This is a genomic window from Pseudooceanicola lipolyticus, from assembly GCF_002786325.1.
Lineage (GTDB): Bacteria > Pseudomonadota > Alphaproteobacteria > Rhodobacterales > Rhodobacteraceae > Pseudooceanicola_C > Pseudooceanicola_C lipolyticus.
Genome location: NZ_PGTB01000137.1, coordinates 1 through 10,489 on the forward strand (window position 1 = coordinate 1; position 10,489 = coordinate 10,489).

General features: G+C 67.6%; 10 protein-coding genes. All 10 read left to right on the forward strand.

Annotation, left to right across the window (positions count from 1 at the left end; translation table 11 throughout):
* The first annotated feature begins 226 nt into the window (after positions 1-226).
* On the forward strand, positions 227-1,393 hold the full coding sequence (gene ftsW / locus CVM52_RS20315) for a putative lipid II flippase FtsW (protein WP_100164249.1): 1,167 nt from the start codon (positions 227-229) through the stop codon (positions 1,391-1,393).
* Positions 1,390-2,487, forward strand: coding sequence for a UDP-N-acetylglucosamine--N-acetylmuramyl-(pentapeptide) pyrophosphoryl-undecaprenol N-acetylglucosamine transferase (locus CVM52_RS20320; protein ID WP_100164243.1), 1,098 nt, complete (start codon positions 1,390-1,392; stop codon positions 2,485-2,487). The genes ftsW and CVM52_RS20320 overlap by 4 nt, the downstream gene beginning before the upstream one ends.
* A gap of 29 nt (positions 2,488-2,516) precedes the next feature.
* Complete coding sequence (murC, locus tag CVM52_RS20325) at positions 2,517-3,920, forward strand: UDP-N-acetylmuramate--L-alanine ligase (protein ID WP_100164250.1); 1,404 nt, start codon at positions 2,517-2,519, stop codon at positions 3,918-3,920.
* A 52-nt stretch (positions 3,921-3,972) separates the two neighbouring features.
* Positions 3,973-4,227, forward strand: coding sequence for a DUF2484 family protein (locus tag CVM52_RS20330; protein ID WP_100164244.1), 255 nt, complete (start codon positions 3,973-3,975; stop codon positions 4,225-4,227).
* The gene (locus CVM52_RS20335) at positions 4,224-4,487 is read left to right on the forward strand and encodes a DUF2484 family protein (protein ID WP_100164245.1); all 264 of its coding nucleotides are present in this window, start codon (positions 4,224-4,226) and stop codon (positions 4,485-4,487) included. Before CVM52_RS20330 ends, CVM52_RS20335 begins: the two co-directional genes overlap by 4 nt.
* 112 nt (positions 4,488-4,599) lie before the next feature.
* Positions 4,600-5,532 carry a UDP-N-acetylmuramate dehydrogenase gene (gene murB, locus CVM52_RS20340; RefSeq protein ID WP_100164246.1) on the forward strand — a complete coding sequence of 311 codons (933 nt, stop codon included), beginning with the start codon at positions 4,600-4,602 and terminating at the stop codon, positions 5,530-5,532.
* A gap of 112 nt (positions 5,533-5,644) precedes the next feature.
* Positions 5,645-6,565, forward strand: a complete 921-nt coding sequence (locus CVM52_RS20345) for a D-alanine--D-alanine ligase (RefSeq protein WP_100164247.1) — start codon at positions 5,645-5,647, stop codon at positions 6,563-6,565.
* Positions 6,553-7,422, forward strand: coding sequence for a cell division protein FtsQ/DivIB (locus CVM52_RS20350; protein WP_240621014.1), 870 nt, complete (start codon positions 6,553-6,555; stop codon positions 7,420-7,422). Before CVM52_RS20345 ends, CVM52_RS20350 begins: the two co-directional genes overlap by 13 nt.
* A 22-nt stretch (positions 7,423-7,444) precedes the next feature.
* Positions 7,445-8,779, forward strand: coding sequence for a cell division protein FtsA (gene ftsA / locus CVM52_RS20355; protein WP_100164248.1), 1,335 nt, complete (start codon positions 7,445-7,447; stop codon positions 8,777-8,779).
* A gap of 386 nt (positions 8,780-9,165) precedes the next feature.
* The coding region (ftsZ, locus tag CVM52_RS20360; protein WP_100164252.1) for a cell division protein FtsZ at positions 9,166-10,489 on the forward strand (1,324 nt) is incomplete at its 3' end.

Below are 10,489 nucleotides of genomic sequence, written 5' to 3' on the forward strand. Positions count from 1 at the left end.
TCGCGGCGCTGCGCGCGGCCAGCCGGCAGGGGGTTTGACCGCGGGTCGCCGCGTTCGGCCGCGTCCCGGCCGGCCCTTGCGATAGACAAACGGCAAAACACCGGCCGGAACGGTCGATTTGCCGCGCCCCGAGATGCGGAAATGCTGGCCCGGCGCGGATTTTGCCTGTAATGTCGCTCCATCAGACCCCGAAAAGGGGCGAACAGAGGCAAAACGGCAGCAGGCCATGACAGAAATGGTATACGGCGCGGTCTCGGGCGGGGCCGGCGAACCTATCGTTCCGAAATGGTGGCGCACGCTGGACAAGTGGTCGGTGTCCTGCGTGCTGATCCTGTTTGCCATCGGGCTTTTGCTGGGGCTGGCCTCGTCGCCACCGCTGGCGGCGCGCAACGGGTTCGAACCTTTCCATTATGTCCAGCGCCAGGCGGTGTTTGGCGGCGCCGCCCTGGTGGCGATGCTGCTGACCTCGATGATGTCGCCGGTGCTGGTGCGGCGGCTGGCGATCATCGGCTTTCTCGGCGCCTTCGTGGCGCTGGCGCTGCTGCCGTTTTTCGGCACCGATTTCGGCAAGGGCGCCGTGCGCTGGTTCTCGCTGGGCTTTGCCAGCGTGCAGCCGTCGGAATTTCTGAAACCCGGTTTCGTGGTGGTGGCGGCCTGGATGCTGGCCGCCGAGCAGGAAATCAATGGCCCGCCGGGGCGGATCTGGTCGTTTTCGCTGTGTATCGCCATCGTGCTGATGCTGGCGATGCAGCCGGATTTCGGCCAGGCCTGCCTGGTGCTGTTCGGCTGGGGGGTGATGTATTTTGTCGCCGGCGCGCCGATGCTGCTGATGGTCGGCATGGCCGGGCTGGTGGTGGCGGGCGGCACGCTGGCCTATTCCAGCTCGGAGCATTTTGCCCGCCGCATCGACGGCTTCCTGAACCCCGATATCGATCCCACCACCCAGCTGGGCTATGCCACCAATGCGATCCGCGAGGGCGGTTTGTTCGGCGTCGGCGTCGGCGAGGGGCAGGTGAAATGGTCGCTGCCCGATGCCCATACCGATTTCATCATCGCGGTGGCGGCCGAGGAATACGGCCTGATCCTGGTGATGATCATCATCGCCCTTTACGGGCTGGTGGTGGTGCGGTCGCTGATGCGGCTGATGCGCGAGCGCGACCCGTTCATCCGGCTGGCCGGGACCGGGCTGGCCTGCACCTTCGGGGTGCAGGCGATGATCAACATGGGCGTGGCGGTGCGGCTGATGCCGGCCAAGGGCATGACGTTGCCATTTGTCAGCTATGGCGGCTCGTCGCTGATTGCCGGCGGCATCGCGCTGGGCATGTTGCTGGCCTTCACCCGGGCGCGGCCGCAGGGCGAGATCGGTGATCTGCTGCGCGGGCGGGCGCGGTGAGCGGGCGCTATCTGATCATCGCGGCGGGCGGCACCGGCGGCCATATGTTTCCGGCCCAGGCGCTGGCCGAGGTGATGCTGCGGCGCGGCTGGCGGGTGCGGCTGTCGACCGATGCGCGCGGCGCGCGTTATACCGGCGGGTTTCCCCATTCCACCGAGATTGCCGAAGTTCCCAGCGCCACCTTTGCCCGTGGCGGGCTGCTGGCGCGGGCGCTGGTGCTGCCGCGGGTGGGCTGGGGCGTGATGCAGGCGGCGTTGCAGATGCTTTCGGACCGGCCCGACGTGGTGGTGGGGTTTGGCGGCTATCCGACGATTCCGGCGCTGGGCGCGGCGCATCTGCTGCGGCTGCCGCGGCTGATCCACGAACAGAATGGCATCCTGGGCCGGGTTAACCGGTTCTTCGCCCCCCGCGTTGCGGCGGTGGCCTGCGGCGTCTGGCCCACCGAGCTGCCCGAGGGCGCCGAGGCGGTGCATGTCGGCAACCCGGTGCGCGCCGCGGTGCTGCACCGGGCCGGGGCCAGCTATATCATGCCGGGTGATTACCCGATGTCGCTTCTGGTGATGGGCGGCAGCCAGGGCGCACGCATCCTGTCCGACGTGGTGCCCGATGCCATCGCGGCGCTGCCCGAACCCATTCGCCGCCATATCCGCGTCAGCCACCAGGCCCGCGCCGAGGACAAGGACCGGGTGATCACCCGCTATGCCGAGGCCGGGATCGAGGCCGATGTGCAGACCTTTTTCCAGGATGTGCCACGCCGCATGGCCGAGGCGCAGCTGGTGATCTCACGCGCCGGGGCCTCGTCGATTGCCGATCTCACGGTGATCGGGCGGCCCTCGGTGCTGATTCCCTTCGCTGCCGCGACGGGCGACCACCAGACCGCCAATGCGCGCGGGCTGGTCGATGCCGGCGCGGCGATCCTGATCCCGGAATCCAAGCTTGACGCCGCCAGCCTGACAGAGCAGGTGGGCGCGGTTCTGGGCAATCCGGACGCGGCGGCGCGCATGGCGCGGGCGGCGCTGGCGGCGGGCAAACCGGAGGCCACCGAGGAACTGGTGGCGCTTGTGGAAGATTTGGCAGAGAGGGCCGCGAAATGAAGGACACCGAGTTCGAAGGAGCGCAGATCATGAGCCCTGCAACCAAGCTGCCCGGCGATGTCGGGCCGATCCATTTTGTCGGCATCGGCGGCATCGGCATGTCGGGCATCGCCGAGGTGCTGCTGAATCACGGCTATACGGTGCAGGGCTCGGACCTGAAACGCTCGAAGATCACCGACCGGCTGGCGGCGCTGGGCGCGACGATTTTCGAAGGCCAGGGGGCGGCGAACCTGGACAATGCCGAGGTGGTGGTGATCTCGTCGGCGATCAAGACCGGCAATGCCGAGCTGGACGAGGCGCGGCGCCGCGGCCTGCCGGTGGTGCGCCGGGCCGAGATGCTGGCCGAACTGATGCGGCTGAAATCCAACGTCGCCGTCGCCGGCACCCATGGCAAGACCACCACGACCACGCTGGTGGCGACGCTGCTGGATGCCGGCGGGGTGGACCCGACGGTGATCAATGGCGGCATCATCCATGCCTATGGGTCGAACGCGCGGATGGGGCAGGGCGAATGGATGGTGGTGGAGGCCGATGAAAGCGACGGCACCTTCACCCGTCTGCCCGCGACCATCGCCATCGTCACCAATATCGACCCCGAGCATATGGAACATTGGGGCAGCTTCGACCACCTGCGCGACGGGTTTTACGACTTTGTCTCGAACATCCCGTTCTACGGGCTGGCGGTGTGCTGCACCGATCACGAAGAGGTGCAGCGGCTGGTCGGGCGGATCACCGACCGGCGGGTGGTGACCTATGGGTTCAACACCCAGGCCGATGTGCGGGCGGTGAACCTGCGGTACGAGCGCGGGGTGGCGCATTTCGATATCGCGCTGCAGGCCGACGAATCGGTGATCGAGGGCTGCACCCTGCCGATGCCGGGCGATCACAACGTGTCGAACGCCCTGGCCGCGGTGGCGGTGGCGCGGCACCTGGGCATGAAGGCCAGCGAGATCCGCACCGCGCTGGCCAAGTTCTCGGGCGTGAACCGGCGCTTTACAAAGGTAGGCGAGGTCAACGGGGTGACGGTGATCGACGATTACGGCCATCACCCGGTGGAGATTGCCGCGGTGCTGAAGGCGGCGCGGCAGGCGACCACCGGGCGGGTGATCGCGGTGCATCAGCCGCATCGCTATACCCGGCTGTCGGCGCTGTTCGAGGATTTCTGCAACTGTTTCAACGAGGCCGACGTGGTGGCGATCGCCGAGGTCTATGCCGCCGGCGAGGAGCCGATCGAGGGTGCCAGCCGCGACGACCTGGTCGCCGGGCTGATCCGGCACGGTCATCGCCACGCCCGCGCCATCATGTCCGAGGCCGATCTGGAGCGGCTGGTGCGCGAACAGGCGAAAGCGGGCGACATGGTGGTCTGCCTGGGCGCCGGCACCATCAGCGCCTGGGCCAACGGCCTGCCCGAGCGGCTGAAGGCCGAGGGATGACCCGGCGCGCACGGCAGATGGGGCAGAGTGGCGGATGCCACCGGAGGGCGGCATGAGCGCCCCGGTGGCCGCCGCCGTGTTGTGGGTGGTCCTGGCCACCTGCACCGCCTTTCTGCCGATGCGCCGGCAATTCGTTCCCGGCATCGCCCTGCTGCTGGCGGCGCCGGCTCTGATCATCTGGCTGGGGCTGAGCCATGGCCTGCTGGCCGGGCTGGGGGCGCTGGCGGCGGTGCTGTCGATGTTCCGCAAGCCACTGGCCTATTACGCGCGCCGCTGGAGCGGGCGCGCCGGGGATGTTTCGGAATGACCCCGTCGATTATCTGTGCCGCGCTCTGGGCGGTGGTGGCCAATGTCATCGCCATGCTGCCGACGCGCGACCATCACTGGCGCGCCGCCTATGCACTGATCGCCACCGGCATCCCGATCCTGGGCTATGTCACCTGGCAGAACGGACCCTGGGTGGGGCTGGTGGTGCTGGTTGCCGGGATCAGCGTGCTGCGCTGGCCGGTGATCCACCTGGGCCGCTGGGCCCGCGCCCGCGCCGCACGGCGGCGGGGCAAGGTTTAGGGGCGGCGGCGCTGGCCGGCTTGTTTCCGCGCTGGCGGCTGCGCAGATGTGGCGCCTGTGCTGAAAAGCGGGTAGGTGGCGGGAATATTCCGACACCGATGCGCCCAAGACGATGACCGACAGCCAGATTGCACAGCTCCCGCCCACCCGCGGCACCCTGACCCCCGGACGCTCCCTGGCCGATCTCACCTGGCTGCGGGTTGGCGGGCCGGCGGCCTGGCTGTTCCAGCCGGCGGATGCCGAGGATCTGGCGCAATTCCTGCGTGATCTCGACCCGGCGGTGCCGGTGTTTCCGATGGGCGTGGGGTCGAACCTGATCGTGCGCGATGGCGGGCTTAGGGCGGTGGTGGTGCGGCTGGGCCGGGGGTTCAATGGCATCGTGGCGCAGGATGGCGAAGTCACGGCCGGGGCGGCGGCGCTGGATGCGCACGTGGCGCGGCGGGCGGCGGATGCCGGAATCGACCTGACCTTCCTGCGCACGATTCCGGGCTCGATCGGCGGCGCGGTGCGGATGAACGCGGGCTGTTATGGCAGCTATGTCGCCGACGTGCTGCGCGAGGTCACGGTGGTCACCCGCAGCGGCACGTTGCAGAGGCTGACGCCGGCGGCGCTGAACCTGCGCTATCGCCAGTCCGACCTGCCGGAGGGGGCGGTGGTGGTCTCGGCCCGTCTGGCCGGCCCGGCGGGAGACCCGGACACGCTGCATGCCCGCATGGCCGAGCAGCTGGCCCGCCGCGACGCGACCCAGCCGACCAAGGAACGCAGCGCCGGTTCGACCTTCCGCAATCCGGCCGGCTATTCCTCGACCGGGCGGGCCGATGACAGCCATGATCTGAAGGCCTGGAAGGTGATCGACGCCGCCGGTCTGCGTGGCGCGCGGCGCGGCGGCGCGCAGATGAGCGAGAAACATCCCAACTTCCTGATCAATGCCGGTGGCGCCACCGCTGCGGATCTGGAAGGGCTGGGCGAAGAGGTGCGAAAAAAGGTTTACGATTCCAGCGGGATCACATTAGAATGGGAGATCATGCGGATCGGTGATCCGTGAACCGGACCCTGCCCCCCGAAAGACCCGACAGGCCATAGAATACGGGCGCGGAACAGCAGGGAAAACCACAGCACGGGCCAATAAAGGTCCGGCAGATATTGAGGCACTTGAGGTGGGTCAGTCGAGCGGGACACCCCTGAAAGTGGCGGTCTTGTTGGGCGGCGCCTCGGCCGAGCGTGAGGTGTCGCTGTCGACGGGGCGCGAATGCGCCGCCGCCCTGAGGGACGAGGGATACGAGGTGGTCGAGGTCGATGCCGGCCCCGATCTGCCATCACGCCTGACCGAGATCGCCCCCGATGTCGCCTTCAACGCGCTGCATGGCCGCTGGGGCGAGGATGGCTGCGTGCAGGGCATCCTGGAATGGCTGCGCATCCCCTATACCCATTCCGGCGTGCTGGCCTCGGCCCTGGCGATGGACAAGCAGCGCAGCAAGGCCGCCTACGAGGCCGCCGGGCTGCCGGTGGTGCCCTCGCTGATCCGGTCGCGGGCGCAGGTGATGGCGGGCCATGTGATGGACCCGCCCTATGTGGTGAAACCCAATAACGAGGGCTCGTCGGTCGGCATCTATTTTGTGCACGAGGCGGCCAACGGGCCGCCGGTGCTGGACGATTCCGCGCCGGACCAGCTGATGGTCGAAGCCTATGTGCCGGGTCGCGAATTGACCGCGACGGTGATGGGCGACCGGGCCTTGACCGTCACCGATATCGTGACCGACGGCTGGTACGACTACGACGCCAAATACAAGCCCGGCGGCTCGCGCCACGTGGTGCCGGCCGAGGTGCCGGACGAGATTTTCGGTCTGTGCATGGACTATGCGCTGCACGCGCATCGGGCGCTGGGCTGCCGAGGCTTGTCGCGCACCGATTTCCGTTGGGATGAAAGCCGCGGCGCGCGCGGGCTGGTCCTGCTGGAGACCAATACCCAGCCGGGCATGACGCCGACCTCGCTGAGCCCCGAGCAGGCGCAGGTCTGCGGCATTTCCTTCGGCGCGCTGTGCCGCTGGCTGGTGGAGGATGCTTCGTGCAACCGATAGGACCGCGCTATGATCCGGCGCCGTCGCGCCTGAGCTATCGGGTGCAGCGCTGGATGCTGACGCCCGGCATCCGGCTGGGCCTGCGCATCGGCATACCCTTCTGCATCGTCTTTGCTGCCGCCTCGATCTGGCTGGCCGACCCGGCGCGGCGCGACGCGCTGCGCCTTTACGTCGCCGACCTGCGCGCCAGCATCGAGGAACGGCCGGAATTCATGGTGTCGCTGATGGCGATCGACGGCGCCGGGCCGTCGCTGGCCGCCGATATCCGCGAGGTGCTGCCGGTCGATTTCCCGGTTTCCTCCTTCGATCTGGATATCGAGGCGATGCGCAGCACCGTCGCCGGATTGGACCCGGTGAAATCGGTCAGCCTGCGGATCCGGCCCGGCGGCATCCTGCAGGTGGATGTGACCGAGCGGCAGCCGGCGATTGTCTGGCGGACCCGCGACGGCGTCGCATTGCTGGACGCGACCGGGGCGCATATCACCCAGATCGCCTCGCGCACCGAGCGCGCCGACCTGCCGCTGATCGCCGGGGACGGCGCCGACGAGCATGTGGACGAGGCGCTGGAACTGATCGCCGCGGCGCAGCCGCTGGGTGCGCGGCTGCGCGGGTTGGTGCGGATCGGCGAGCGGCGCTGGGACGTGGTGCTGGACCGCGACCAGCGCATTCAGCTGCCGGCCAAGGATCCGGTGCCGGCGCTGGAACGGGTGATCGCGCTGAGCGAGGCGCAGGACATGCTGGAGCGCGACGTGGCAGTGGTGGATATGCGCCTGGGCGCCCGGCCGACCGTCAGGATGAACGGGGCGGCCGTCGAGGATTGGTGGCGCATCCGCGAACTCAACTCAACCGGTCAGTAACAATAATAATCAGGCGGACAGAATGACGGACCTCTATCAGTCACAACGGGCCATGCGGCAGATGCGGCAGCACGCGCTGCAGCGCGGGGTGATCGCGATTCTGGATGTGGGCACCTCGAAGATCGCCTGCCTGGTGCTGCGCTTCGACGGCACCGGGCGGCTGAGTGACGACGGCTCGATCGGGGCGCTGGCCGGGCAGTCGGGGTTCCGCGTGGTCGGTGCCGCGACGACCCGGTCGCGCGGCGTGCGGTTTGGCGAGGTCACCGCCATGCAGGAGACCGAACGGGCGATCCGCACGGCGCTGCAGGCGGCGCAGAAGATGGCCGAGGTGCGGGTCGATCACGTGATCGCCTGTTTCTCGGGGGCGAATCCGCGCTCCTACGGGCTGGATGCCGAGGTGGAGCTGGAAGGCAACGTGGTGACCGAGAACGAGGTTGCGCGGGTGCTGTCGGCCTGCGAGGTGCCGGAATACGGCGCCGGGCGCGAGGTGCTGCACGCGCAGCCGGTGAATTTCGCGCTGGATCACCGCTCGGGGCTGAGCGATCCGCGCGGCCAGATGGGGCAGGCGCTGGCGGTGGACATGCATATGCTGACCGTCGATGCCGACGCGATCCAGAACCTGGTGCGCTGCGTCAAACGCTGCGACCTGGAGCTGGCGGGCATCGCCAATTCGGCCTATGTGTCCGGGGTGTCCGCGCTGGTCGAGGACGAGCAGGAACTGGGCGCGGCCTGCATCGACCTGGGCGGCGGCACCACCTCGATTTCGATCTTCATGAAAAAACACATGATTTTTGCCGATTGCGTGCGCATGGGCGGCGAACATGTGACCCAGGATATCTCGATGGGGCTGGGGGTGCCGATGGCCACCGCCGAGCGGATCAAGACCTTTTACGGCGGCGTTCACGCCACCGGGATGGATGACCGCGAGATGATCGAGATGGGTGGCGATACCGGCGATTACGAACATGACCGCCGCCGGGTGTCGCGGGCGGAACTGATCGGAATCATGCGGCCGCGGGTCGAGGAGATCCTGGAAGAGGTGCGGCTGCGGCTGGAGGTGGCCGGGTTCGGCTATCTGCCCAGCCAGCAGATCGTGTTGACCGGCGGCGGCAGCCAGACACCGGGGCTGGACGGGCTGGCCAGCCGCATCCTCGGCCAGCAGGTGCGCCTGGGCCGGCCGCTGCGGGTGCATGGGCTGCCGCAATCGGCCACCGGGCCGGGCTTTGCCTCGTCCGTCGGGCTGAGCCTGTTTGCGGCGCATCCGCAGGACGAATGGTGGGACTTCGACATCGCCGTCGACAGCTATCCGGCGCGGTCGTTCAAGCGCGCGGTGAAGTGGTTCAGGGACAATTGGTGATCGGCCGCGGCCGGGCCGGCGCCAGAGAATCAGGTGACCGGCCGGCGCGGGTCTGTTAGAGTTTTCCACAAGGTCCGAAAGTGACCGCAGAGGCCGACCGAGCAGTCGTCCTGACATTGAAGCATCGTCTGCGCGCCGCTGCGGCGCGAATCCGTACACCCATACGAGGAACGGTTGTTTTAGTATTACCTCCAGCAGTCGCCGCAATATATTGTCAGGTCAGCAAAATACCGCTGGTTGCCTTCATTTTTCTGCCATATTTTGTGGGAACACTATGATTTTGTGGTGACCTTGCGCCAGAGGCGCGGTAATGTCCGGCAAGGCATAACCGTCCGTTTCAGAGACGGTGGCGCGACGGAAACCAAATAGACAGGCGGATCCTCACGATGACTTTGACACTTTCATTGCCCGGCCAAGATGATTTGAAACCCCGCATTACGGTATTTGGCGTTGGCGGCGCGGGTGGGAACGCGGTCAACAACATGATCGAGAAACAACTCGACGGGGTCGAGTTCGTGGTGGCCAACACCGATGCCCAGGCGCTGGCACAAAGCGCCGCGTCCAGCCGGATCCAGATGGGCGTGAAGGTGACCGAAGGACTTGGGGCAGGGGCCCGCGCCGCCGTCGGTGCCGCCGCCGCCGAGGAAAGCATCGAGGAAATCGTCGACCACCTGGCCGGAGCGCATATGTGTTTCATCACCGCCGGCATGGGCGGCGGCACCGGCACCGGCGCCGCGCCGATTATCGCCCAGGCCGCCCGCGAACTGGGGGTTCTGACCGTCGGCGTCGTCACCAAGCCGTTCCAGTTCGAAGGCGCCAAGCGGATGAGGCAGGCCGAAGAAGGTGTTGAAGCCCTTCAGAAAATGGTCGACACGCTGATCATCATCCCGAACCAGAACCTGTTCCGCCTGGCCAACGAGAAAACCACGTTTACCGAAGCCTTCAGCATGGCCGACGACGTGCTGTATCAGGGGGTGAAGGGCGTGACCGACCTGATGGTGCGGCCGGGCCTGATCAACCTGGACTTTGCCGACGTGCGCGCGGTGATGGACGAGATGGGCAAGGCGATGATGGGCACCGGCGAGGCCGATGGCGAAGATCGCGCGATCCAGGCCGCCGAGAAGGCGATCGCCAACCCGCTGCTGGACGAGATCTCGCTGCGCGGTGCCAAGGGCGTGCTGATCAACATCACCGGCAGCCACGACCTGACCCTGTTCGAACTGGACGAGGCCGCCAACCGCATCCGCGAGGAAGTGGATCCGGACGCCAATATCATCGTCGGCTCGACCCTGGACACCGACATGCAGGGCACCATGCGCGTCAGCGTTGTTGCCACCGGCATCGACGCCTCGGAAAGCCATGCCGACGTGCCGCTGCCGCGCCGCTCGATGGCGCGTCCGCTGCCGATGTCGACCACTTACGAAGAAGATGATGCCGACAACCAGCCGGCCCCGGTTGCCGCTCCGGCGGCCAAGCCGGTGCAGGAGCCGGTGGCCGCCAGCGCCGAGGAAGAGCCGTCGCTGTTCGCCGAGGACGACGCGGGTGAAGCCGACGCGCGCCGCTATCGCGCCGAGGACCTGTTCGACATGCAGGACGAGGCCGCCGATGACGGCCTGCCGCCGCCGGCCTATCAGCCCGAAGTGCCGGCCTTCGAGCCGCGCAATGACGTCGAAGACACCCACGAGCCCGAGGCCTTTGTCGCTCCGCGCG

Coding starts and splice junctions, on each gene's coding strand:
- CVM52_RS20335 (WP_100164245.1), top strand. CDS start 4,224: ATGACCCCGTCGATTATCTGTGCCGCGCTCTGGGCGGTGGTGGCCAAT.
- ftsA (WP_100164248.1), top strand. CDS start 7,445: ATGACGGACCTCTATCAGTCACAACGGGCCATGCGGCAGATGCGGCAG.
- ftsW (WP_100164249.1), top strand. CDS start 227: ATGACAGAAATGGTATACGGCGCGGTCTCGGGCGGGGCCGGCGAACCT.
- murB (WP_100164246.1), top strand. CDS start 4,600: ATGACCGACAGCCAGATTGCACAGCTCCCGCCCACCCGCGGCACCCTG.
- murC (WP_100164250.1), top strand. CDS start 2,517: ATGAGCCCTGCAACCAAGCTGCCCGGCGATGTCGGGCCGATCCATTTT.
- CVM52_RS20330 (WP_100164244.1), top strand. CDS start 3,973: ATGAGCGCCCCGGTGGCCGCCGCCGTGTTGTGGGTGGTCCTGGCCACC.